The sequence below is a fragment of the Microbacterium enclense genome, assembly GCA_038182865.1.
In the GTDB taxonomy this organism is placed as follows: domain Bacteria; phylum Actinomycetota; class Actinomycetes; order Actinomycetales; family Microbacteriaceae; genus Microbacterium; species Microbacterium enclense_B.
Genome location: CP116226.1, coordinates 2,012,279 through 2,036,144, shown reverse-complemented (window position 1 = coordinate 2,036,144; position 23,866 = coordinate 2,012,279). Strand labels below are relative to the sequence as shown.

The 23,866-nt window shown below is 71.4% G+C and carries 18 protein-coding genes; 5 read left to right on the top strand and 13 right to left on the bottom strand.

Going from position 1 to position 23,866, the window contains the following annotated elements:
- The first annotated feature begins 176 nt into the window (after positions 1 to 176).
- Entirely contained in the window at positions 177 to 1,640 is a 1,464-nt protein-coding gene (locus PIR02_09430; protein WZH38874.1) for a mannitol dehydrogenase family protein, read from the top strand.
- A 33-nt stretch (positions 1,641 to 1,673) separates the two neighbouring features.
- Here the strand turns inward: PIR02_09430 and PIR02_09425 are convergent, their stop codons facing one another.
- The 8 genes from PIR02_09425 to PIR02_09390 form a co-directional block, all read right to left on the bottom strand.
- Positions 1,674 to 2,816: an alpha/beta hydrolase gene (locus tag PIR02_09425; protein WZH38873.1), complete on the bottom strand. Its 1,143-nt coding sequence runs from the start codon at positions 2,814 to 2,816 to the stop codon at positions 1,674 to 1,676.
- Positions 2,813 to 3,739, bottom strand: a complete 927-nt coding sequence (locus PIR02_09420) for a hypothetical protein (protein ID WZH38872.1) — start codon at positions 3,737 to 3,739, stop codon at positions 2,813 to 2,815. Before PIR02_09420 ends, PIR02_09425 begins: the two co-directional genes overlap by 4 nt.
- Positions 3,733 to 4,194 (bottom strand): hypothetical protein, encoded by a 462-nt coding sequence (locus PIR02_09415; GenBank protein ID WZH38871.1) that lies wholly within the window; start codon positions 4,192 to 4,194, stop codon positions 3,733 to 3,735. Before PIR02_09415 ends, PIR02_09420 begins: the two co-directional genes overlap by 7 nt.
- Positions 4,195 to 4,216: 22 nt before the next feature.
- On the bottom strand, positions 4,217 to 4,804 hold the full coding sequence (locus PIR02_09410; GenBank protein WZH38870.1) for a helix-turn-helix transcriptional regulator: 588 nt from the start codon (positions 4,802 to 4,804) through the stop codon (positions 4,217 to 4,219).
- Between the two features lie 281 nt (positions 4,805 to 5,085).
- The gene (locus tag PIR02_09405; GenBank protein WZH38869.1) at positions 5,086 to 6,744 is read right to left on the bottom strand and encodes an alpha-amylase family protein; all 1,659 of its coding nucleotides are present in this window, start codon (positions 6,742 to 6,744) and stop codon (positions 5,086 to 5,088) included.
- Positions 6,745 to 7,079: 335 nt separating this feature from the next.
- Positions 7,080 to 8,051, bottom strand: a complete 972-nt coding sequence (locus PIR02_09400) for a LacI family DNA-binding transcriptional regulator (protein ID WZH38983.1) — start codon at positions 8,049 to 8,051, stop codon at positions 7,080 to 7,082.
- A 195-nt stretch (positions 8,052 to 8,246) separates the two neighbouring features.
- Positions 8,247 to 9,134: a hypothetical protein gene (locus PIR02_09395; protein WZH38868.1), complete on the bottom strand. Its 888-nt coding sequence runs from the start codon at positions 9,132 to 9,134 to the stop codon at positions 8,247 to 8,249.
- 60 nt (positions 9,135 to 9,194) lie between these two features.
- Positions 9,195 to 10,565, bottom strand: coding sequence for an FGGY family carbohydrate kinase (locus PIR02_09390; protein WZH38867.1), 1,371 nt, complete (start codon positions 10,563 to 10,565; stop codon positions 9,195 to 9,197).
- 83 nt (positions 10,566 to 10,648) lie between these two features.
- On the opposite strand from PIR02_09390, the gene PIR02_09385 reads away from it, so the two are divergent.
- A complete protein-coding gene (locus tag PIR02_09385) occupies positions 10,649 to 11,866 on the top strand; it encodes an HAD-IA family hydrolase (GenBank protein ID WZH38866.1) in 1,218 nt (405 codons plus the stop codon).
- A 304-nt stretch (positions 11,867 to 12,170) separates the two neighbouring features.
- Positions 12,171 to 15,254: a chitobiase/beta-hexosaminidase C-terminal domain-containing protein gene (locus PIR02_09380; protein WZH38865.1), complete on the top strand. Its 3,084-nt coding sequence runs from the start codon at positions 12,171 to 12,173 to the stop codon at positions 15,252 to 15,254.
- Positions 15,255 to 15,316: 62 nt separating this feature from the next.
- Here the strand turns inward: PIR02_09380 and PIR02_09375 are convergent, their stop codons facing one another.
- Complete coding sequence (locus tag PIR02_09375; GenBank protein ID WZH38864.1) at positions 15,317 to 16,006, bottom strand: DUF2848 domain-containing protein; 690 nt, start codon at positions 16,004 to 16,006, stop codon at positions 15,317 to 15,319.
- 128 nt (positions 16,007 to 16,134) lie between these two features.
- Here PIR02_09375 and PIR02_09370 point away from each other — a divergent pair, with 128 nt between their 5' ends.
- Positions 16,135 to 17,481, top strand: a complete 1,347-nt coding sequence (locus tag PIR02_09370; GenBank protein WZH38863.1) for an MFS transporter — start codon at positions 16,135 to 16,137, stop codon at positions 17,479 to 17,481.
- On the opposite strand, the gene PIR02_09365 is transcribed toward PIR02_09370, so the two are convergent.
- Positions 17,478 to 18,137, bottom strand: a complete 660-nt coding sequence (locus tag PIR02_09365) for a GntR family transcriptional regulator (protein WZH38862.1) — start codon at positions 18,135 to 18,137, stop codon at positions 17,478 to 17,480. The genes PIR02_09370 and PIR02_09365 overlap by 4 nt on opposite strands.
- 47 nt (positions 18,138 to 18,184) lie before the next feature.
- Here PIR02_09365 and PIR02_09360 point away from each other — a divergent pair, with 47 nt between their 5' ends.
- On the top strand, positions 18,185 to 18,988 hold the full coding sequence (locus tag PIR02_09360; GenBank protein ID WZH38861.1) for a carbon-nitrogen hydrolase family protein: 804 nt from the start codon (positions 18,185 to 18,187) through the stop codon (positions 18,986 to 18,988).
- 170 nt (positions 18,989 to 19,158) lie between these two features.
- On the opposite strand, the gene PIR02_09355 is transcribed toward PIR02_09360, so the two are convergent.
- Genes PIR02_09355 through PIR02_09345 form a run of 3 tightly spaced genes read right to left on the bottom strand, consistent with a single transcriptional unit; the run spans position 19,159 to position 23,797 of the window.
- Positions 19,159 to 21,957 (bottom strand): FAD-binding and (Fe-S)-binding domain-containing protein, encoded by a 2,799-nt coding sequence (locus PIR02_09355; protein ID WZH38860.1) that lies wholly within the window; start codon positions 21,955 to 21,957, stop codon positions 19,159 to 19,161.
- A complete protein-coding gene (locus tag PIR02_09350) occupies positions 21,954 to 22,943 on the bottom strand; it encodes a PfkB family carbohydrate kinase (GenBank protein WZH38859.1) in 990 nt (329 codons plus the stop codon). The genes PIR02_09355 and PIR02_09350 overlap by 4 nt, the downstream gene beginning before the upstream one ends.
- Positions 22,940 to 23,797 (bottom strand): class II fructose-bisphosphate aldolase, encoded by an 858-nt coding sequence (locus tag PIR02_09345; GenBank protein WZH38858.1) that lies wholly within the window; start codon positions 23,795 to 23,797, stop codon positions 22,940 to 22,942. Before PIR02_09345 ends, PIR02_09350 begins: the two co-directional genes overlap by 4 nt.
- Positions 23,798 to 23,866 lie beyond the last annotated feature (69 nt).

Sequence of the window (23,866 nt, the reverse complement as noted above, 5' to 3'; positions counted from 1 at the left end):
GGGACCCTCGCGCGCGCGTCGGGGTCCCGGCATCCGCCCTCCGCCCGGAGGCTTCGACAGACTCAGCCACCGCGCTCACGCAACCGGCGGCCCGCCGCCTCACGCGCACGCAGGTGCCTGAGCCCGTCGAAGGGACCGGGCCCCCTCTTCCACCGCCCCACCCCAGGGAGACCCGCATGACCGACCTCACCGCCGCCGCTCTCCCCTCCCTCGCGGCGAACGTGTCCGTCCCGACGTATGACCGCGCGGCCGTGCGGGCGCGGATCGTGCACGTCGGCGTCGGCGGCTTCCACCGCGCGCACGAGGCGATGTACCTCGACCGGCTGCTCGAGGCCGGACACACCGAGTGGGGCCTGTGCGGTATCGGCGTCCTGTCGTTCGACGCCCCGATGCGCGACGCGCTGGCGGCGCAGGACGACCTGTACACCCTCGTCACGACGACTCCCGACGGCACCTCGACCGCCCGCGTAATTGGCTCGATCGTCGAGTACCTCTTCGCCCCCGACGACCCCGAGGCCGTCGTCACGAAGCTCGCCGACCCCGATACCGCGATCGTCTCGCTCACCATCACCGAGGGCGGCTACGGCATCGACGACGCGACCGGAACCTACGCCCCGCGCGACGAGCTCACCCTCGCCGACCTCGATGGCGCTACCGCCCCGCGCAGCGTCATGGGACTGCTGGCCGAGGGTCTGCGACGGCGGCGGGATGCCGGCATCCCGGCGTTCACGGTCATGTCGTGCGACAACATCCAGGGCAACGGCCACGTCGCCCGCGCCGCTCTGCTCGGATTCGCCGAGCGCCGCGATCCCGAGCTCGCCGCGTGGATCGGAGCGAACGTGTCGTTCCCGAACTCCATGGTCGATCGGATCACACCCGTCACCACGGACGAGACCCGGGCCGCGGTCGCCGACGAGTTCGGCATCCGGGATCGCTGGCCCGTACGGTCGGAGTCGTTCGAGCAATGGGTGCTCGAGGACGCGTTCTCCGCCGGTCGGCCGCCGTTCGACGAAGTGGGCGTGCAGCTGGTCGACGACGTCGAGCCCTACGAGCTGATGAAGCTGCGCCTGCTCAACGCGTCGCACCAGGCGATGAGCTACCTCGGCATCCTCTCCGGCGCCGAGTACGTGCACGAGGTGTGCACCGACCCCCTGTTCGTCTCGTTCTTGCAGGGCTACATGCACGCCGAGGCGATCCCGACGCTGCGGCCGGTGCCGGGCATCGATCTCGACGCGTACTGCGACCAGCTCATCGAGCGTTTCGGCAGCGAGGCGATCCGCGACACTCTCGCACGCCAGGTCGTCGACGGCTCCGACCGGCTGCCGAAGTTCCTCCTCCCGGTCGTGCGTGATCAGCTCGCCGCGGGCGGCCCTCTCGACCACGCGGCCCTGGTGCTGGCGGCCTGGAGCGTCTTCCTCGAGGGACGCACGGAGGCGGGCGAGCCGACGCCCGCCGTCGACAACCGCCTCGAGGAGCTGCGCGCGATCGTGACCGACGACCCCGCCTCCCTCCTCGACTACGCGCCCGTCTTCGGCGACCTCGGTCAGAACACGCGCCTTCGCGAGGCCTACCTCGCCGCCCGGGTGTCGTTGGCAGAGCGGGGTGCCCGCGGCGCGATCCAGGAGGTCATCGCCTCCTGAGCCATGAGCGCGTCGCGGGTGGCGCCGCGCGACTCACGCGTCCGGCAGCCCCCGCAAGAACCCGGCGATCGCCTCGCGGAACCGCTCAGGATCCTGGTTCGCCTCGTTGCAGTGACCGGTGGTGTCGAACGCGACGAGCGTGGATCCCGGATGCCGCGCGGTGAAGGCCATCGACCCCGTGACCGGCACCACGGGGTCGCGCAGGCTGTGCACGATGAGCGTCGGGAGCTGCGGCGCGGGCCGCGGCCCGTCGACCCAGTTCAGCGCCCGGGCGTCCACGGCCTCGATGAGCCCGAGGGCCCGCGCGCCGAGACGGCTGCCCAGGACCCGCAACGCCACCGTGCCGACCGAGGCCGGCAGGTGCACGCCGGCGACGGCGCGGGCGACGATGCGGCTCCAGTCCAGCGCCGGCGCGACGAGGACGAGGCCCACGATCGCCTCGCGATGGTGCGACTGCTCGAGCGCCAGCATCGCGATCGTCGCCCCCATCGACCACGCGACGAGCACGATCTCGCGGGCACCGTGCTCGACCGCGTACGAGATCGCGTCGTCGACGTCGCGCCACTCGCGTGTGCCCAGCGACGACGGGAGCGTGTCGGCGGGCGCGGCCTCGTCGTCGCCGGCGTACGACACGACCAGTGATGTCCAGGCCGCTTCGCCCGCGGCGGGGGCCGAGCGCAGCGCCCCGGAGCGACTCGACCGGAGTCCGTGCACGTGGATCGTCCAGCGGTCGGCATCCTCGTCACCGATCACCCACGCGTCGGCGCTTCCTCCCCGTCGCAGCGGGATCGCGACGTGCCGGGTCGGACCGACGGCCTCCGGCGCGGCGATCGTCTGCGAAGTCCAGGCCCCCCGGACCATGCCCTCGGCGACTCCCTCGGGGCGCGCGATGAGCGACCGCACGACGCGATCACGGTCGACACGAACGATCTCGCCGACCGTGAGGTGGGCGCCGTCGTCGAGCCAGATGCCGTAGGTTCCGGGTTGCCTGCTGTCATCGGTGGCCGGTACCGACACGGTGTCGCCCTCGATCTTCAGGGGCACGAACGGTTTGGCCGCCCGTGGGGCGATCAGCCGCCGGGCGACGTAGCCGCCGAGCGCGAGGTGCAGGGTCGAGGCCGCGGCGGCGGCGACGCCCGCGGTGACGCCCGCGGTGACGATGAGGCGGCGGATCATGCGCGTGCTCCCGTGGTTCGGCGTGTGAGGTGGGCGTCGACGTCGTCGAGGAGCGCGCGCTGCTCCCGGGTCAACGGTGTGGCGGTGGCGATCGCCTCGTCTTCGACGGCGACACGGAGGGTGTGCAGCCGAGTGTCGAGATTCGCCGAGCGGCCGAACCTGCTCGGATCGCTCACCGCACGATCGCGGGCGAGAGTCTCCACGCGCTCGAGCAGGGTCTGACCCCGGCGCCGGATCGCCGCGGTGGCGCGAGACGCCCCGAAGATCCCCACCACGAACGACACGACGCCGAGATAGAACAGGGGGTCGAACAGCGCGCTCACGACCGCGTTCGGAACGAAGAAGCGCGTGAGGGTGAGGTCGACGATCTCGCTCAGACACCCCAGGACGATCCCGAGGGCCCCCACCCGGAACAGCCGTCGGATGACGGGAAGCGATCCGCGCGCCGACCGGTACAGCAGCACACCGACGAGGGCGATCCCGGCCATGTGGAGCACGCCGTAGGCCCACGCTCCGGTCGACGTCGCCGCCGCCGTCTCGAGGAACAGGAACGACGACGGTCCGCGCTCGGGCATCGCGACGAAGAAGACGATCGCGAAAACGACAGCGAGCGTCAGGGGGAATCCCCACCGGAGGGCTCGGATGCGCGCCGCTGCGGGCGCAGTCCCGGCCTGGATGCCGAGCCACAACGCGACCATCGTGAGCACGTTCTGGACGAGCTTGAGGATGTTCGTTCCGCCCAGCACCGCATCCATCGCGGGAAGGGGCACGACCGTGCCCTGGGTGAGGAGGGCGATCACGCCGAGGAGCGCGGCGAGCCAGGCGATGCGCGCTCGCGGCTGATGCCAGGCCACACGGGCGCGGGCGATCACGACGAGGAGGAGGCCGACCAGCGCCGCGTCGATGAGGATCGTGGTCACCACGACAGCTCTTCGACCCTCGGGCTGGCGTACATGAGACGGGCGATGGCGTGCGCGATGTGCTCGGCCACGAGTTCGGCCTCGATCTCGGGGGCGCTGAGCGCAGGGTTCGCGTGCGGCGAGACCGACGAGCGCTGGTGCACAGCCCCGCAGCAGTGGGCGTCGTCGAGCAGGTGGCCGAGCTCGTGCGAGGCCGCGAACTCGCGGTACACGGCAGCGTCGGCGCCGCGCACGTGGATCGTGCCCTCACGGCGCTCGGGGAAATAGGCGAGGAAGCCGGTCAGCGTGCCCCACATCGCGGTGTCCGCCTCGGCGACGACGGTGAGGCGGATGCCGATCGCGCGCTCGACCGCACGGACGACGTCGTCGAACGTCGTCCCCGGAACCAGCGTCGTCCGCGCGAGGGCGCGGTCGACGCGCGCCTGCACCCGAGCGAGCATCTCGTCCGACGCCGTCATCGCCCGCCCCCCGCGCGACCGGTCATGAAGTCGACGGCCGGGCTCGCAGGGAGTGCGCGATGGCGCGCAGCGCGTCGGGCGACATCTGCCCGAGAGCGCGGAACTGGATGCTCTGCGCACCGGCCTCGCGCATCGCCTCGCGGAGTTCGAGCTCGGCCTCGGTCCGGTCGGTCAGGGAGTCGTCGGTGTAGTCGATGAGGTACTCCACCGGCACGTCGGCCCACTGCGTGATGAGCCGGAGCACCTCCTCGTCGACGACCACCGTGTTCGTCGTCGAGGTGAGCAGTTCGCGCGCCCCGACCGCGGCCTCCGGGTCGAGGTCCGTCAGGTGCGCGAGGAGGTCGTCTTCGGTGGCGTCGTGGCTGCCGATCAGCCGACGTACGCGGTCGGCGACGGCGACGGTGGGCACGCGCATCGCGACGCGGGGAGCCGCCTCGGGGCTCGCGAGCTCCTCGGGGGCGACGCCGAGGGCGACGGCGAGGGCTTCGATGTCGTTGGTGTTGTACGGCAGGGAGAAGCCCGCGCGCGACTGGTAGTAGCTCTTCGTCATTCCGGCGCGACCGATGAGCTCACCCACGGTGAGCCCTTTCGCCTTCCGCAGGCGATCCACATTCGCCACCACTCGCCGGGAGTACCGAGAGGGCGGTCCGACAGCGCCGCGACCCACGGCTTCGATCGTAGACGACCCGCATGAACGTCCCCCTGTTCGTATTTACGTGAATGAGACAGTGCTATTTACAATCCCCTGTGCTTGGATGAGGACGAGACATGGTGTGAGGCCCCCGACTCCTCCGACACTCGCTCGCGTCGGACGACGCGGGGCACTCCCTTGTTCTCGCCAGCGGGCGCGGCGGCATTGGGGGACGCCGCGCCCGCTCCGTCGAGCCAGAGTCAGGCGATCCGCCGCTCCCCCGGACGAATGACACGCCACCACCGGTACCCGTATCCGTCCAGGGTCACCTCGAACCCGCCCGCGTCGACGACCACCGCGCCCTCCGTGTCACTCAGCAGGTCGACGACGCTCCAGCCCTCGGCATCCGCCCCGTCGATCTCGAGACGGAAGGTGCGCCCGTCGGGGGCGAAGTTGTGCACGGCCACGAACATCCCGAGCTCGCTCGTGACCGAGTGCGCGAGCACGCAGCCGTGGGGCTGATCCAGGATGCCGAGCTCCCCCCACCCGATCTCGGGCGAGGCCCGGTAGTGCCGAACGAGATTCTGCACGAACCGCAGCATCGAGTCGGGGTCGTGGCGCTGCTGCGCGACGTTGACGTGCTCGGGCGCGAAGCCGCCGGGGACGAGCCGGGCGACGAGATCTCCGTCCGCAGCGTGGGAGAAACCGCCGTCGGGGGCGCTGGTCCACTGCATCGGCGTGCGCACCGCCGCGCGGCTGCCCTCGATCTCGGGGTTCTCCCCCATCCCGATCTCCTCGCCGTAGTACAGCACGGGCGCGCCGGGGAGCGAGAAGATGAGGCTGTAGACCATACGGATGCGGCGCGGATCGCCCTCGAGCATGGACGGCAGGCGCCGAGTGATCCCGCGGCCGTGGATGCGTTGGCCCGCCTCGGGTGCGAAGGCTGCGAACACCTCCTCGCGCTCGGTCTCGCTGAGCTGGTCGAGCGTCAGCTCGTCGTGATTGCGGACGAAGTTGCCCCATTGATTGCCGCGGGCGATCTGGGGGCGCGAGGTGAGCGCCTCGCGCAGCGGAGTGGCATCCTGTCGCGCGAGGGCCAGGTAGAGCCGCTGATTGGCGACGAAGTCGAACTGCATCGTCAACTCGTCACCGTCGGCGTCACCGAAGAAGCGCATCTGCTCGTCGTAGGGCAGATTCACCTCGCCGAGCATCATGGCGTGGCCGCGACGGCGCGAGACGTATCCGCGGAGCTCGCGCAAGAACTCGTGCTCGGGTCCGTCGTCGCCGTCGATGAGGAATGGCACGGCATCCACGCGGAAGCCGTCGATACCGAGTTCGAGCCAGAAGCCGATCGCCTTGGCGATCTCTTCCCGGACCTCGGGGTGGTCGGTGGCGAGATCGGGCTGGTGCCGGTAGAAGGAGTGCTTGTAGTACTGACCTGCGGTCTCGTCGAAGAACCACACTCCGTCCTCCACGTCGGGGAACATGCTGGCGGGAGCGTCGTCGGGCACCTCGTCGCGCCACTGGTAGAAGTGCCGATAGCGGCTGTCCGGGCTCGTTCGGGCGTCCTGGAACCACGGATGCTGGTCGGAGGTGTGATTGACGACGAGGTCGACGATCACCCGCATACCGCGGTCGTGGGCCGTACGCAGCACCTCGACCATGTCGCCGAGCGAGCCGTAGCGGGGGTCGACACCGTAGTAGTCCTCGATGTCGTAGCCGTTGTCGCGCTGGGGCGACGGGTAGAACGGCGCGAGCCAGAGGCACGTCACGCCGAGTTCGGCCAGGTGGTCGAGGCGTTGGGCGAGGCCCCGGAGATCGCCGATGCCGTCGTCGTCGGCATCCAGGTACGTCTTGACGTCGAGGTTGTAGAAGACCGCGGTCTTCCACCACAGGTCGCTGGTGTCGGTGAGTCTCACGATGTCACCCCCGCCCCGGTCTCGGTGCGGCGCGGCGTGGGCGGGAAGGTCGTCATCGGAGCCCTCTTCTCGGGAGCGGTGGCGTCGGTCCCTTCCGTTTCTATCGGGCGCGGCGGCCCGACCCGGGGCGCTTGCCCTACCCGGGTCGATGTGCGTCAGGCCGCGCCTGACCGACGAAGCGGCCGGGGCAGGGGGAGGACGCACGGGCGCGGGGACGCGTGACGAGCGGAGGGGCAGGGACGGAGGGAGGACGCATCTGGCGCCTCGGCCCTCCGCTCGCCCCTCGTCCTCCGCTCGTCACCGGGCGCACGGCGGGGCCGGATGACGCGGCCAGATCAGAGCCGGCAGGACTCCCGCTCGATGAGCGACACGTCGATGACGGTGACCTCGTCGAGACCGAGGCCCGCGTCGGGCTCGAGACGCGCGAACACCCGCTCGGCGGCGAGCGCGCCGATGCGGCGCGGATCCTGGTCGATCACCGTGACCGAGGGGGTGAGCGTGTCGGCCATGGGGAAGTCGCCGAACCCCACGAACGGCATCGGCGCACCTCGCAGCACGTGCACGAGCGCCATCGACGACCGGGCGTTGGCCGAGAAGATCGCGGTGGGCGGCTCGTCGAGCGCACGAAGACCGGCGAGGGCGGATGCCGCAGACTCGCGATCCGAGACCTGCGAGGCCACGAGACGTTCGTCGATCTCGACTCCGGCCTCGCGCAGGGCGCGGCGCCAGCCCTCCACGCGCTTCGTCTCGGTGGACAGGTGGACCATGTCGCCGAGGTACGCGATGCGGCGGTGCCCGTGCGAGAGCAGATGGGTCGTGGCGAGGTGGGCCCCGGCTTCGTCGTTCTCGGTGAAGGTGTCGGTGAGCAGTCCCGCGGGAGCCCGGTCGACGAACACGATCGGGGTGTGACCGCGCCACCGCTCGAGCCAGGAGTGATCGGTGCCGACGGGAGCGATGACGAGGCCGGTCAGCTGGCGCCCGAGCAAGGACTCCAGCGCGGGACGCTCGTCCGCCGGATCTTCCCCGAGGCTCGTGACGAGGGTGGAGAGACCGTGCCGGCGCGCGGTGTCTTCGACCGATCGCGCGATCGCGGCGAAGAACGGGTCGACGACGTCGGGCACCGCGACCCCGATCACCGACGCGCGACCGGCGCGGAAGGTGGTCGCGAGGGCGTTCGGCACGTAGTTCAGCTCGCGCATCGCCGTCTCGACGAGGGCTCGGGTCTCGGGCAGCACGTGCGGATCGTCGTTGAACACCCGCGACACGGTCTTGGTGCTCACACCCGCGCGCTGGGCGACGTCGCGCATCGTGGTCACGAGGCACCTCCGGGACGTGGACGAGTGGGGGCTTCGACGTGCAACCCTATCCGCCCGCCGCCGCCGTCCGATTCGGCCCCGACGCGGGTGCGCGCGGTGGCCGATCCCGCCCGCCCGGCAGCGCGGCATCCGTCCCCCGCGTGCACCCGCGGGAAGACCGGCCGGTGCCGGGCGAGGGGGGTCACGTCAGCGGCCGTCGACCGCGTCCGCCAGCTCGCGCAGGCGAGGCAGCGCACGGCCCGAGAGCAGTTCCTCACGACGGTCGGCGTCGATGGAGAGACTGTCCTTCCAGAGCGACCGGCCCGCCATCGCCCCCGACGCGCCGTGGGCGACGGCCGTCCGCACCTGTTCGATGAAGGTCTCGTGGTCGACACCGGCCGACAGCACGGCCCACGGCACGCCCTGCGCGGCCTCGGTCACGCGCGCGCTCGCCTCGGCCGAGCCCGGGTACTGCAGCTTGAGGATCTTCGCTCCGCAGGCCACGGCGAGAGCCGCACCGTCGACGACGAGATCGGCGAACTTCTCGCGGTACTCCTCGTCACTCTCACCCTCGAGCTGATAGGTCAGCAACTCGACGATGAGCAGCAGCCCCTCGGCCTCGCACGCGGCGACGAGGTCGCGGATCTCCCGGGCGACGCGGGAGTCGGCATCCTGCTTGTCGGGGCGCGTGTAGTAGAGCATCTTGGCGACCGAGCCGCCCATGTCGCGCACGGTGCGCGGGGTCACCCCGGGCACGAAGCGGGTGTACTTCAGACCGTCCACGGTCTCGAAACCCGAGGCGTCGAGGCCCACGACGAGCCCGGTCTCGCGATCCAGCACACCGTCGTCGACGATCTGCGGCAGGGCGACCTCGGGGTCGAGCAGGATCGCGGGCGCGTGGTTGGCGAGGTGACGGACGAGGTCGGCCTTGACCGCGGCGAGCTCGTCGCGCGAGATCGCGTCGGAGCCGTTCGGGGCGTCTTTGATGGCGGCCTTCATACCGTTGCGCTGGTCGGCGGCGACGATGAGCATGTGGCCGTCGGGGGTGCTGATCGACTGGAGCGCGCGGCGCTCGAGCGTGGTGAGTTCGTTCATGATCTCTCTTCTCTGGGGTCTGCTCGCGCGGCGGCGCGGGAGTCGGTGGGAGCGGGCGGGTCAGGAGGGGACGGATGCCGAGACGAGGCGACGCGCCACGTCGGCGGCTCCGTACGCGACGTCCTGCTCGCGGGCGGACAGGATGAGGTCGGGCAGCGCGTGGGCGCGCGCGCGGCGGACGGAGGCCATTCCGGCCCAGCCGCCGGTGAGCGTGGAGTGGGTCGCCGGTGCCACCTCGCGGTCCATGGCCGCGATGAGCCGGGCGATCTCGTCGTTGCTGTGGCGAAGGGCCGCGCCGAAGATCTCGGCCGGTGAGGCTTCAGTGTGCAGGGTCAGGCGGAAGACGCCGTCGTCGTTGCGGGCGCCCCTCACCTCGATCGCACCGGGTGGCAATTCGCCGTCGAGAGGCAGCGCCATCACCGCCTCGTCCAGCGCGTCGCGGCCCGCGCGGTCGCTGATGCCGGCCGCGTGCAGCACCCGACGCAACAGCAGCCCCGTCTTGACCCCGGCGACGAGAACGTGCTTGCCGGGAACGACGTGGCGCACCTCGTTGATGAGGGCGTCGGCGAGGCGCTGACGGGCGTCGTATCCGAGGGGAGCGTCCAGCACGCGCAGCAGCACTTCGGCGGTGCCGAGGGAGACGTGGTAGCCGTCGGCATCCAGGGTCCCGTTGGCCTGGGCGGCGACGAGATGGTCGTGACCGGCGACCGTCAGGGCCGCCCCGTCCACGCGTGGGCCGAACGCCCCGGATGCCACGCCCCACGGCGTTCCTCCCCCGCGCAGCGGAGGAAGCAGGGCAGCGGAGACGCCGAGCGCGTCGAGCATCGCGGGCCACGCCGCGCCGGAGTCCTGGTCGATGAGCCCGGTGCGCGACGCGAGGGAGAGCTCGAGGGCGACGTCTCCTCCGAGCGCCGCGACGACGAATTCGGGGAGGTCGAGCCAGCGGAGACCCGTCAGCTCGACGCCCTGATCGCGCAGCCACGCGAGCTTGGCGACGCTCACCTGCGCGCCGAGCGGGAGCCCCGTGCGTCCGGCGAACTCGTCGCGCACGGCGGCGGGGAACGCGTCGATCTGGTCGAGACCACGAGGATCGAACCACGCGAAGCCCGGTCCGACAGCCTCACCGTCGACGTCGATCAGGATGCCGGTCTCCCCCATGCCGGCGACCGCGAGCGAGGCCAGCGGCTCCGATGTCACAGCGAGCAGCTCGGCATCCACGAGGTCCACGAGCGCGCGCACAGCCGCGAGCAGGTCCGCGGCGTCGATGTCGGTCGTCCCACCCTGTCCGACGCGCCACGGCGTGGGCACCTGGGCGCCGGCGACCTCGGCACCGTCGTCGTCGATGACGAGCATCTTGATCGCGGTGCTGCCCAGGTCGATGCCGCCGTGCAGGCGCGCTGACCCCGAGATCATGTCACCGGTGTCTCGCATGAGCGGCCGTCCTTTCCGGAACTTCTTCGAGTCCCGGAATTTCAAGCATGACACCGGTGACTTGCTACGTCTATGGTGGGGGTATGCCGTCGTCGTGTCAAATACCCGATTCGCTCGCCGTCGTCGTCGCCGGCACCGCGGGAAGCGGCAAGAGCACCCTGGGACGCGCCATTGCCGAGACCCTGCGCGCCCCGCTCGTCGATCTCGACAGCGTCACGACCCCCCTCCTCGACGTCCTCCCCGAAAGCGCCGTCGGCGGACACTGGCTCACCTCGCCGCACGCCCCCGCGATCCGTGCCGGACGCTACGCGGCGCTGCGCGCCACCGCGGCCGATGCCCTGTCCACCGCCGGTCGGGTCGTCGTCGTCGCCCCCTTCACCGCCGAGCTCACGGGCGGCGTCGAGTGGGAGGATCTGCGCCGCGCCCTGGCCCCCGCCGAACCGTACGTCGTCCACGTCGACGGCGACCCCGCCGTGCTGGCATCGCGGCGCTCGTCACGCGGGGCCGCGCGCGATGCACACCGCCCCGAGACGGCCCGCGTCACCCCTGCGATCGAGGTGATGACCGTCGACGCCGAGCTGTCGACCGCCCAGCAGCTCGCCCGCGTCCTCCCCGCACTCGGGCTCCGCCGCCCCATCCCGACCGACGCGGCGATCTTCGCACGCGAGTTCGATGCCGTGCTGTTCGACCTCGACGGCACGCTCGTGGACTCGACGGCGTCGGTCGTGCGGTCGTGGCGGCGCTTCGCCGAACACTTCGACGTGCCGATGGAAGCCCTGCACGCCAATCACGGACAGCCCGCGCGCACCCTCGTCGGCATCCTGCTCCCGCACGAGCGCCACGCCGAGGCGATCGCCCACGTCACCGACCTCGAGGTGACGGATGCCACGGGCCTCGCGCCCATCCGCGGCGCCGCCCCCTTCTTCGCCTCCGTGCCGGCCGCGCGTCGCGCGATCGTGACCTCGGGCTCGGTGCCGATCGCGAGCGCGCGGCTGGCCGCCGCAGGCTTCGACGCACCGGAGGTCTTCGTCACCGTGGACGACGTCGTCCACGGCAAACCCCACCCCGAACCGTTCCTCACGGCCGCCACGCGCCTGGGCGTCGATCCGCGACGCTGCCTCGTCGTCGAAGACGCCCCCGCCGGCATCGCCGCGGCCCGCGCCGCCGGGTGCACCGTGCTCGCCCTGACCGGCACGACAGCCGAAGAAGACCTCGTGGCCGCCGACCTCGTGATCGACGGACTGGATGCCGTGCGCCTCGAGACCACGGCATCCGGAGCCCTGCGCCTCGTCGCCTCCTGATCTGCGGCGCGGCGCGCCTTCCGGGCGACGCAGCGGCGTGCCGAGCGGAGGAGAATCAGCGACCGGAGGACCCTCGCGCCGAGATCGTCCTCCCCTCGCCGGATCTCCTCCCTTCCGCATCACGCTTGGCGCCCGCGCCGCACGACTTCGCACCGCGCACGAGCGATCCGGTAGCTCGACTACCTTCGCTACCTTTCCCAGCCCCCTTGTGCGCATCATTCGGCGCGTTTTACCCTCTGTCGTACACCCTCAAGGTAGTTGAACTACATTTCGCGGTCCACACCCCACGAGACGACGGAGTCCCATGAGAGCCCCCCGCCCCTTGCGCCGCTGGACGGCGCTGACGACCACCGGCGCGGTGATCGCCTCGCTCGCCGTCGCAGGCAGCGTGTCATCCGCCGCCGCCGACACCACCGCGACCGTCTCGATCGACACCGGCACCGTGGTGCAGGACGACTTCCTCGGCATCGGGGTGAACGTCATCCCCTCCGCTCTCATGGAGCGCTCGCGCGGCTTCGGGTACAGCGACGCGGACTGGGCGATCGATGCCGAACGCATCGCCACCATCCGCCCCAAGGTCGCCCGCGTCTGGTTCCAGATCGACTGGATGGAGCCGGAGAAGGGCGTCTACACGTGGGACAGCGACCGGATGAAGGCGTTCTACCGCTATCTCGACGCCTTCAAAGCGGCGGGCACCGACATCGAGCTCAACTTCGGGTGGAAGGTCGGCTCGACCGTCCACGACTGGTTCCCGATCCCGGGCGTCGACCCGTGGACGAGCGCGCCCAACGACAACGCCGCGTACGCGGCATCCGCCTCCGCCCTCATCGACCAGCTGAAGAACGTCCGCGGCTACGACAACGTCAAGTACCTCACGTACTACAACGAGCCCAATGGCAGTTGGGACTTCGAGGCTCCCGGCGACCAGCAGGCCGCATACGTGCAGATGGCTCAGGCCATCCATCAGCGCCTGGTGGCCGACGGCCTGCGCGACGAGGTCGAGATCTGGGGCCCGGAAGAGACCGGCGCGCCCGCCTGGACCAGCTACATGGCCCAGAACGGCGGCGACGCGTTCGACCAGTACAGCTTCCACACCTACGGCGACTCGTACGGCTCGGTGCCCGCCAGCATCAACGCCCGCAAGAGCGTCGCGGGCGGCAAGCCGGTGAACATGTCGGAGTTCGGCTGGTCCGACGACAACGCCAGCGGGTGGGACTCGGGCTACGCCAACTACGTGATCGCGGGCGCGAACCTCGGCCTGCACTCGTTGCTGGTGTGGCAGCTGAACGGCACGTGGACCGTCGACCCCGACGGCGACACCAACGGCACCTACAACATGTGGGACGCCCTCCCCCTCGGCCTCGAGCCGCGCAAGACGTTCTCGTCTGCGGGGCTCCTCAACCGCTACATCCCCGCGCACAGCCAGGTGCTGCAGTCGACATCGTCGACCGCGGATGTGCGCACGGCCGCCTTCCGAGACGCCGCGGGCGAATACACCGTGCTGGTTGAGTCCAAGGGAACCGCTCCGACCGACCTCACGGTCGACTTCGGCGGCACGGCGGTGAACAAGGACTTCCACCGCGTCGTGTACGACAACGACGTGGTGCCCGACGAGAACGCGCTGCTGCCGACCGTCTCGGCCACGGTTCCGGCGGGCACGAGCTTCTCCGACGACCTCGAAGCCGGCTACTCCTTCGCTATCTACACGACCGCAGCCCCCGCGACGCAGGTGCGTCTGGGCGACGTGGACCCGTCGGTCGCGTCAGGCTCGACGCTGCAGCTGACCGCCGACGTGCTCGACGGTGCGCCCGGCGTGACCTGGTCGGTCGACGGTACGGGCAACGGCTCGATCTCCAGCACCGGTGTCTTCACCCCGCCCGTCGTCGACTCCGAACGGCCGATCGCGGTGCGAGCGACCAGTACGGCCGACCCGTCGTCGTCGGCCGTCGCGCGGGTCACGGTGACCCCGCAACTCACGTCGAGCCGTGTCGACCCCGTGCAGTTCGACCTCGACAGCGGTGTGTACGCCGGGTCCGAGGTGCTGACCCTGTCGACGCCGACCGCGGGAGCGCAGATCCGCTACACCACCGATGGCTCGGCCCCCACGGCGAGCTCGACGCTGTACGAGCGACCGCTCATCCTCTCGGAGAGTTCGACGAAGCTGTACCGCGCCGCGGCCTTCGCCACCGGTAAGCAGGCCTCGGGCATCACCAGCCGGCTGTTCAAGGTCGGCGGGGTCTCCCAGGGTCCGGACGGGTACACCCTCTGCGCGAACGAGGGCGGAACGTGCTTCTTCTCCGGTCAGCAGAGCGTCGCCTTCGGCGGCGATGGACTGTTCACCTATCAGGCGAAGACAGGACCTGTCTCGTGCGACACCGCGACGCTCGGCGACCCGAACCCGAACGGCACGCAACGCTGCTACGTCAGCCCCGAGCTGCCGTCCTCGTACCCGCTGGTGACCCTCACGAACGCGGGCTTCGAGAAGCCCGCGGGCACGAAGTCCAAGACCGGACCCTTCACGAACGGGTGGACCTTCAACAGCCGCTCCGGCATCCAGAACGGCCAGGGCCCCCTCGGCCCCCCCACCCCGTCCGAGGGCCAGCAGGTCGGCTATCTGAAGACGGATGCCGGGGTCCAGGGCACCATCTCGCAGGAGGCGGCGTTCCCGGCCGGGGAGTACCAGGTCGTCTTCGCCCTCTCCGGCCGGTCGGGCTACCCCGCGCAGAGTTTCGACGTGCTCTACGACGACACCGTGATCGGCTCGTTCACGGTCGGCTCGACGAGCTCGTACGAGACCAAGCGGACTCCCGCCTTCACCTCCGACGGCGGCCGGCACACGCTGACGTTCCGTGCCACGGCACCGTCGGGAGACCGCACCGCGTTCCTGGACGCCGTACGCATCGAGGCCCCTGTCGCGCCGGAGCCGGCGCAGCTGCAGAACACGGGATTCGAGGCTCCCGCCACGACGGGCGTCAAGTCCGCTCCCTTCACCGAGGGATGGTCGTTCGTCGGGCGCAGCGGCATCCAGCACAACGGCAGCGCCTTCGGCGCCCCCACCGCACCGGAGGGGACGCAGACCGCCCTACTGCAGTCGCGCGACGGCCAGCACGGCTCGTTCGCGCAGACGCTCGACATGGCCGCGGGCGACTACACGCTCAGCTACCAGGCGTCGCGTCGCCCCGGGTACAGCGCGGTGCAGACGATCCAGGTGCTCGTGGACGGAGTGGTGGTCGACAGCTTCGCTCCTCCGACGGCGACGTTCACCGCGCACACCTCCCCCACGTTCACCGTGCCCGCGGGGGATCGCCAGATCACCTTCCGCGGCTCGGCGGCTTCGGGAGACGCGACGGCGTTCGTCGATCAGGTGGTGCTCACGCCGGTTCCCTGAACCGAACCGAATCGCATGAGCGAGCGGGGCTCGGGCATCACGCCCGGGCCCCGTTCCCGCGCTCAGCCGATGGGCGCGGGCATGCGCGCGACGTCGTAGCGAACCACCGCGGCCTCGCCCGTCGCCTCGTCGAGCAGTTCGACCTCCCAGCGGTCGGAGAACTGGTCGACACCGGCGATCATCGGAATCGTGCCCGAGATGAGGACGACGCCCGCCTCGCGCTCGCCCCGCTCCGCGAGCACGTCGAGCCAGTAGTTCGGCGACAGCAGGTCTCCCGCGCGGCCATCCTGGATCAGGGTCCGATCGGCGCCGACCCAGGCGCGCAGGCGCAGGTCATCGACGCGCTCACCCAGCGACGACAGCCTCCAGGCGCGCCGTCCCAGCATGTCCGGGCCCGCGTTCTTGCTCCAGGCGACTCCGTGCACCTCGAGGGCGCGGTCGGTGTGGTCGCATGCCACGGTCAGCAGGACGTCGTCGACGGACGGACCGGCAACGACGATGCCCCACTCCGCTTCGCCCGAGGTGCGTTCGTGTTGCGCCTCGACGCCGTCGCTCTGACGGGCGAGGTAGGACGACACCGGGTACAGCGACGGCGTCGTGGCGGGCGCCGGCACCCCGAGCTCGGCGAGCTCGTCGATGTGGTGACGCACGGCCGCCTGGTCGCGCCCGGCGTATCCGGCGTTGTAGAGGTGCTGCACGTCGACGGTCACGAGGGTGTCCTCGCCGATGATCTCGAACTCCAGAGCGGTCACGTCGCCTCTTCCCTTGTTACGGATCGGGAAAATCTCGCCGACCCGGTTGCGTATACGCCTTGTATACAGCAAGTATGAGGCAAACGGAAACGCGGTCTCCCGACCCGCCGACACCAGATGGGACCCCCATGACCAACGTTCGACACGGCGCACCGGCCGGCCGGGAGCACAAGCGCTCCCTCGCCAAGGCGTACACCGCCAGCCTCACCGGCACGGCTCTGGAGTGGTACGACTTCGCGGTCTACTCCGCTGCCGCCGCGGTGGTGTTCCCCGCGCTGTTCTTCCCCGAGAGCGACCCGCTCACCGGCGCACTCCTGGCCTTCTCGACGTATGCCGTCGGCTACCTGTCACGCCCCGTGGGCGGAATCGTCTTCGGACGACTCGGCGACAAGATCGGGCGCAAGAGGGTCCTCGTGATCACCCTGCTTCTCGTCGGCGTGGCCACATTCCTGATCGGCGTCCTGCCGACCTACGGCGCCATCGGACCCGCAGCCGCGGCCCTGCTGGTCCTCCTGCGCTTCGCGCAGGGCGTCGGCGTCGGCGGCGAGTGGGGCGGCGCCGTGCTGCTCTCCAGCGAGTTCGGCACCCCCCGACGCCGCGGCTTCTGGGCCTCGGCGGCGCAGGTCGGCCCCCCGGCGGGCAACCTCCTCGCCAACGGCGTTCTCGCGGTCCTGACCCTCACCCTCTCCGACGAGCAGTTCCTCGCATGGGGCTGGCGCGTCGCCTTCCTGCTGTCGGCGGTTCTCGTGGCCTTCGGCCTCTGGATCCGGCTCGCGCTCGAGGACACCCCGATCTTCCGCGCCATCGAACAATCCGGCGACCGCCCGCAGGCGCCGATCAAAGACGTCTTCCGCCTCGAGGGGCGCGGGCTGCTCGCCGCCATCCTGTGCCGACTCGCCCCCGACATCCTCTACGCGATGTTCACCGTGTTCACCCTGACCTATGGCCTGACGCAGCTGGGAATGGACCGCTCGCAGGTGCTCACCGCAACGCTGGTCGGCTCGGCTTTCCAGCTCGGGCTCATCCCTCTCGCAGGATGGGTGAGCGACCTGGTCAACCGGCGTCTGCTGTACGCCGTCGCCGCGGTCGCCGCGGCGGTGTGGCCGTTCGTGTTCTTCGCGATGGTGGGCGGTGGATCGCAACCGCTCTTCGTCTTCGGGGTGGTGATCGGCCTCGCGATCCACTCGTTCCTGTACGGCCCGCAGGCGGCCTTCATCACGGAGCAGTTCAGCCCGCGTTTGCGGTACACGGGATCGTCGCTGGCGTACACGATCGCGGGTGTGTTCGGCGGGGCACTGGCGCCCGTGATCTTCACGGCGCTGCTCGACGCCACCGGCAGCTGGGTGGCACCGGCGATCTACCTCGCCGTGGCGGCGGTGCTGACCGTCATCGGAGTGCTCCTCGGGCGCAATCCGCAGCACGCCGAGGACGAGGAGTATCTCGAGGTGCTGGCCCAGAAGCAGGCCGGCGCCTAGACCCCCGTCAGGATGGTTCTCAGGGTGATGGACAGGTGGTCGTCGATGGCCTTCTCGGCGGCCGCCTGGTCCCCCGCCCGCAGGGCCTCGACGATCGCGCCATGCTCGTGAGCGACGGCCTCCCAGCGCGAGGGGCCGATCCCGAGAGCGGCGATCCCGACGCGCACTTGGCGCTCACGGAGTCCGGCGTAACTGCGCGACAACAGCGAATTGCCGGCGGCGTCCACGAGCGTCTGGTGGAACTGACGGTCGAGTTCGATGCAGGCCCGCGCCTGATCGAAGCTCAACCGGTCGAGACCCGCGGTGACGGCATCCTGTCGGTGCATGATCTCGGCGAGCACCTCGTGCGGGGAGGCGTCCTGGAAGAGCGCCCGCTGCACCGCGAAGCGCTCGATGAGACCGCGCATCTCCATCAGTTCCGCTGTCTCGCGAGGGGTGAGCGGCGTGACGCGCGCTCCTCGCCGCGGCTCGAGGTGCACGAGACCCTCCGAGGCGAGGATCAACAGGGCCTCGCGCACCGGCGTGCGCGAGACACCCACCGCATCGGCGACCTCCTGTTCGCTGATGAAGCCGTTCTCCACCTCGGGGTCGGTCAACAACACACGAAGATGGCCGAGAGCACGATCGCGACCCGATTGCGGCGCAGCAGAAGGCATACGTCAGGTATACAACACGGGGGGAACCCCGAATGAAGGAGAACTCCATGCGCATCGCACTCGCCCAGGTCGTCGCGGGCGCCGATCCCGCCGCCAACCTCGCGCTGATCACGCGCGAAACAGAACGCGCCGCCGCGGACGGCGCCGATCTGGTCGTGTTCCCCGAAGCGATGATGTGCCGGTTCGCCGGACCCGATCTGACCGACGTGGCGCAGCCGCTCGACGCGGAGTGGGCGAGCACCGTGCGCGAGCTCGCGCAGCGTCTGGGCGTGACGGTGGTGGTGGGAATGTTCACCCCCGGCGCCACGGGCGACCGGGTACGGAACACGCTGCTCGTCGCGGGACCCGCTGACACCGCGTACGACAAGATCCACCTGTACGACGCGTTCGGCTACCGAGAGTCCGACGCCGTCGAGCCCGGCGATCGGCCCGTGACCTTCGAGCTGGGCGGCGTGCGCGTCGGGCTGGCCACCTGCTACGACGTGCGCTTCCCCGAGCTGTTCCGCGCCCTGGCCGACGCCGGCGCGCAGGTCACGCTGGTGTGCGCGTCATGGGGCTCGGGCGCCGGCAAGCGAGAGCACTGGGAGCTTCTGACCCGCGCCCGGGCTCTCGACACCACCACCGTGATCGTGGCCGTGGGGCAAGCCGACCCGCTGACCGTGGGCCGCGACGACGGCGTGGGAGCGCCGACCGGCATCGGGTACAGCGGTGTCATCGGCGCCGACGGCTTCGACCTGCTCCGCCTCGACGACGCCCCCGCGACGGTGGTGTTCGACGTCGACGAGGCAATCGCGGCCCTCCCCGGGATCCGTTCCCGGCTCCCTGTCCTGGCGAACGGCGGGCGCATCTGACGCCGCGGGCGCGCCCGATCCGGTGCCCGAGCCGGCGCGCGCGGCCGGTTTCGGCACGCGGCTCCGACGCGCCATCGGCGACCGGGCGAACGCGCGATCGGGCGACCGGGCGAACGCGCGACCGGGCGGTCGGGCAGTCGGGCGGTCGGGCGCACTCGCCCAGGCACCGGCTACCGCGTCGCCCTCTCCAGCAACTCCAGCACGTGCACGTACGTCTCCCCCGTCGCCTTGGTCATGCCCAACTCGCAGGTGCGGTTGCACGAGGCGTGCGCGTCGGCGCCCCAGCCCGCGACCTCGGCGGCCTCGGGGGCGGTGGCGGCCTCCGTCAGCTCGGGATGCAGCATGCCGCGGTCACCCGCGTAGGCGCAGCAGCCCCAGGCGTCGGGAACACGGATCTCGGATGCCACGGCCTCCCCGATCGCGCGGAGCGCGGGATCGATGCCCAGCTGTCTCGACGAACACGTGGGGTGCAGCGCCAGCAGCGCGGCCACCGGCGTGGGTGTGAGCGCGGGAAGCAGGTCGGAGACGGCGAAGGCCACGGCATCCACAACCCGGATGCCGTCGTCGCGCAGGGTCGCGGCGAACCCTTCGGTGCAGCTCGAGGCATCGCAGACGACCGGCAGGGCGCCGTCGCGGGTCGCCGTGCGGACGGCTGCTCGGACGCGGGCGGTCATCGTCGCGTGCCCCTTCGCATAGCCCTTCGACGACCAGGGCGTGCCGCAGCACAGGGAGTCGATGCCGCCGGGGACGATCGCCGCGACCCCGGCCCGCTCGAGCAGACGGACGAAGGCGGCGGTCGCCCCGATCCCCTCGGCCGCTCCGAACATGCTCCCGACGCAGGCGGGAAGGAACACCGCAGCCGGTTCCGCGCCCGCGGCGCCGACCCGAGCGCCCAGCGACCGCCGCGAGGGACCTCCCGCGGGGAGCTCCCTGGAGTACCGCGGCACCGTGTCCGTCCCCAGCACCGCGCGCGCGGCATCCGTCACCGTCCTGACCACCGGCGTCGGCACCGCGGAGGCCACCGAGAGCGCCACAGACCCCGCCCGTGTCACCGTCCCCCAGCCTGTCGCCGCAGCCGACCATCCGGCCGCCAGCACCGGGTTGGCGTCGTCGCGGCGGAAGCGCTTCATCAGGGTTCCGGTGTTGATGAGCACGGGGCACGCGGTCTGACACATGCCGTCGACGGCGCAGGTCTGTACGCCGTCGTAGTCGTAGTCCTTCTCGAGCTCCGCGACCAGAGCGCCGTCCCCGCGCTCGCGGGCTGCGGTCGAGGCGCGCCGCACGACGATCCGCTGGCGCGGGGTCAGGGTGATCGACCGACTCGGGCACACCGGCTCGCAGTAGCCGCACTCGACACAGCGGTCGACCTCGGGTTCGATCGACACCGGGGTCTTGAGATGACGCAGGTGCGCGCCGGGATCGTCGTCGATGATGACGCCCGGGTTCAGGATGCCGCTCGGGTCGAGCAGGCGCTTAAGCGCAACCATCACGTCGTACAGCTCGTCGCCGTACTGCCGGCGGACGTACGGCGCCATCGCGCGTCCGGTGCCGTGCTCCGCCTTGAGGTTGCCGCCCGCGTCGAGCACGAGGTCGACCATCGCGTCGGTGAAGCCCTCGAACCGGCCGAGCGCCCGCGCGCCCTCGAAGCGGTCGGTGAGCATGAAGTGGATGTTGCCGTCCTTGGCGTGGCCGAAGATCACGCTGTCGTCGTACCCGAAGCGCGCGAACAGCTCTTGCAGTCCCTCGCAGGTGTCGGCGAGGCGCTCGACGGGCACGACCACGTCTTCGAGCAGCGCCGTGGTGCCCGAGGGGCGCGCGCCGGCGACCGAGGCGTACAGGCCTTTCCGGAAGGTCCAGGCGGCAGCGCGTTGCACCCGGTCGCTCGAGAACACGGCGGAGTCGAGCAGGGGTTGCTCGGAGAGCACACGGGAGCCCGCCCCCGCGAGGTCGCGCAGCGCGTCGACGTCGTCCGCGTGGTACTCGACCAGCAGCGCCGCCTGCGTGGTGGCCTCGAAGCCGTGGATGGCGGCGGGGGTGCCGACGAGGCGCTGGCCGACGCGGAGGGAGGTGGCATCCATCAGCTCCAGCGTCGCCGCCCCGGTCGCCACGAGCGCGGGCAGCGACCGGGTGGCGGCGTCGAGGGTCGGGAACACCGCGAGCGTCGTCGCGATCGCGGGACGGATCGGCACGGTGCGGAACGTCGCCTCGGCCACGAACGCGAGCGTGCCCTCCGACCCGACGACGAGGTGCGCGAGCAGGGCTGCCGGGGTGTCGACGTCCAGGAACGCGTTGAGCGCGTAGCCCATCGTGTTCTTCATCGCGAACTGTCGCTCGATGAGCGCGACGCTCGCGGCGTTCTTCACCACTCGCTCGCGCAGACGCATCAATCCCTCGACGAGGGCGGGTTCGCGATCACGCAGCAGCGCGTCGGCGTCGGGCGCCGCCGTGTCGACCACGGTCCCGGATGCCAGCACCAGCACGAGCCCCTCGAGCGTGCGGTACGAGTTCTCGGCCGTTCCGCAGGCCATGCCACTGGAGTTGTTCGCGACGACGCCGCCGATCGTGCAGGCGGCCTCGCTCGCGGGGTCGGGCCCGAGACGGTACCCGTGCCGCAGCAGCCGCGCGTTGACCTGCCGCACCGTCGCCCCGGGCTGCGAGCGCACACGACGGCCACCGTCGAGCACGTCGATGCGCCCGAAGCCCTGCCGCACGTCGACGAGCAGCCCCGCGCCCGACGACTGCCCCGACAGGCTCGTTCCGCCCGAGCGGAACGTGACCGGCGTCCCGGATGCCGTGGCCCCGCGCAGGATCGCGCCGACCTCGGCCGCGTCGGCGGCGACGACCACGGCATCCGGGGTGAGCAGGTAGTGCGAGGCGTCGTTGGCGTAGGCGACGCGGTCGATCGCCCGGGTGCGGATGCGTGTGATGTCGGCGACGGCCGCGGCGATCTCGGGCGCGACGGCGCTCACGCGTCCCCCTCGGAGGTGAGGCGACGCGCGAGGTCGGGCGAGGTCTCGACCCGGGCCCGGATGCCGTGCGGCGGTCCCGCGACGATCGTCGACGCGTGCGCCACGGCGTGCGCGCCCCACTCCGCCGCGGAAGCCGCGGCAACGGCGAGCGGATCGGCGTCGACCGCAAGCTCCCGCGTGAGGCCGAGGAGGAACCCCGCGAGAGCGGCATCGCCCGCGCCGGCGGTGTTGGCGACGTACGGGGCATCGGCCCGCGCGAACACCGCACGGTCGGCGGTGACGGCGACGAGTCCGTCGACACCGAGGCTCGCGAGCACCGTGGCGACCCCGCGCGCGACGATCTCGCGCGCCGCCGTGACGACATCGCCGAGGGTCGCGAGCGGGCGGCCGACCGCGGCTGACAGCTCGTCGGCGTTGGGGGTGAGCAGGTCGATGCCGACGGGGTCGGCGAGCAGCGCGTCGAGGGCGGCACCGCTGGTGTCCACGGCGACCCGCGCGCCGCTCTCCCGCGCGATCGCGCGGACGGCGTCGAGGTCGACGAGCCGGCCGGTTCCCGCGAGCTCCGGCAGGCTGCCCGAGATCACGAGCCACGGATCGGTCCGCGCGGTGAGCTCCGCTCGCAGCGTCGCGATCGTGGCATCCCACGCCTCCGGCGACAGCGGCGGGGTGGGCGCGTTGACCTTCGTCGTGGCCCCCTCGGCATCGATGATCGACGTGTTCACGCGCGTCGCGCCGGGGACCTCGACGATGCGCAGCAGCGGAGCGGTGAGCCCGCCGCGCGCGAAACGTACGTCGTCGGCACCGAGCGCGACGACCGCGGCGGTGTCCGCTCCGCCCGCGGCGAGCGCGGCGGAGACGTTCACGCCCTTGCCGCTCACCTCGCGCGTGTAGCTGTCGGCGCGGGCGAAGGTCCCGCGGCGGAGCGCCCCGACGCGGTACGTCGCGTCGATCGCGCCCGCGGCGGTGAGGGTGACGATCCCGGTCACGCGTGCGCTCCCGCGGCGTGCTGCGCCGGGACGCTGCGCCCCGTGATCACGTCGAGCAGACGCTGCACTTCTGCGGCGACCGCTTCGCGCCCCGGAGCGAGCCAGCGACGCGGATCGATGGCATCCGGATCCCGCTCCAACTCCGCGCGCACCGCCGCCGTGAGGACGGTGTTGAGGTGCGTGCCGACGTTGATCTTGCGCATCCCGGCGCGCACGGCGCCGTCGATCCCGGCGTCGGCGACGCCGCTCGAGCCGTGCAGCACGAGGGGCGCGGGAACGGCGGCGGCGAGACGGGCGATGAGGGGCTCGTCGAGTCGGGCGCTGCGTTCGCGCATCGCGTGCTCGCTGCCGACCGCGACGGCGAGGGCGTCGACCCCGGTGGCCTCGACGAAGCGCACGGCCTCGGCGACGTCGGTGCGCACGCCCGGAGCGTGGGCCCCCTTGCCGCCGATTTCGCCGAGCTCGGCCTCGATCCAGGCTCCGGCGGCGTGCACGCGGGCGGCGACGGCCGCAGTGCGTGCGAGGTTCTCGGCATCCGCGAGGTGGGCCGCGTCGAACATGACCGACCGGATGCCGACGACCAACGCCTCGTCGACGAGCGGCTCGTCGGTGGCGTGGTCGAGGTGCACGGCGACGGGGACCCGCGCGGCCTCGGCCAGGCGCAGAGCGGCGGAGGCGGCGGGGGCGAGACCGCCGTGGAACGCGACGGCGTTCTGCGACAGCTGCAGGATCACGCCGGTGTCGGCGGCCTCGGCGCCGGCGACGATCGCCTCGGCGACCTCGAGGGTGATGAAGTTGAAGGCCCCGACCGCGCGGTGCGCGGCGAGCAGTTCGGGCATGTCGGCCAGCGGCACGGCGGTCTCTCTCTTGTCGGGGTGGGTGTTGCTTCGCGCGGATACCGCACTTCGTCGCTTCGAGCCGTG

Coding starts and splice junctions, on each gene's coding strand:
- PIR02_09360 (WZH38861.1), top strand. CDS start 18,185: ATGCGCATCGCACTCGCCCAGGTCGTCGCGGGCGCCGATCCCGCCGCC.
- PIR02_09385 (WZH38866.1), top strand. CDS start 10,649: ATGCCGTCGTCGTGTCAAATACCCGATTCGCTCGCCGTCGTCGTCGCC.
- PIR02_09380 (WZH38865.1), top strand. CDS start 12,171: ATGAGAGCCCCCCGCCCCTTGCGCCGCTGGACGGCGCTGACGACCACC.
- PIR02_09425 (WZH38873.1), bottom strand. CDS start 2,816: ATGATCCGCCGCCTCATCGTCACCGCGGGCGTCACCGCGGGCGTCGCC.
- PIR02_09365 (WZH38862.1), bottom strand. CDS start 18,137: ATGCCTTCTGCTGCGCCGCAATCGGGTCGCGATCGTGCTCTCGGCCAT.
- PIR02_09370 (WZH38863.1), top strand. CDS start 16,135: ATGACCAACGTTCGACACGGCGCACCGGCCGGCCGGGAGCACAAGCGC.
- PIR02_09430 (WZH38874.1), top strand. CDS start 177: ATGACCGACCTCACCGCCGCCGCTCTCCCCTCCCTCGCGGCGAACGTG.
- PIR02_09395 (WZH38868.1), bottom strand. CDS start 9,134: ATGAACGAACTCACCACGCTCGAGCGCCGCGCGCTCCAGTCGATCAGC.
- PIR02_09415 (WZH38871.1), bottom strand. CDS start 4,194: ATGACGGCGTCGGACGAGATGCTCGCTCGGGTGCAGGCGCGCGTCGAC.
- PIR02_09390 (WZH38867.1), bottom strand. CDS start 10,565: ATGCGAGACACCGGTGACATGATCTCGGGGTCAGCGCGCCTGCACGGC.
- PIR02_09400 (WZH38983.1), bottom strand. CDS start 8,051: ATGCGCGACGTCGCCCAGCGCGCGGGTGTGAGCACCAAGACCGTGTCG.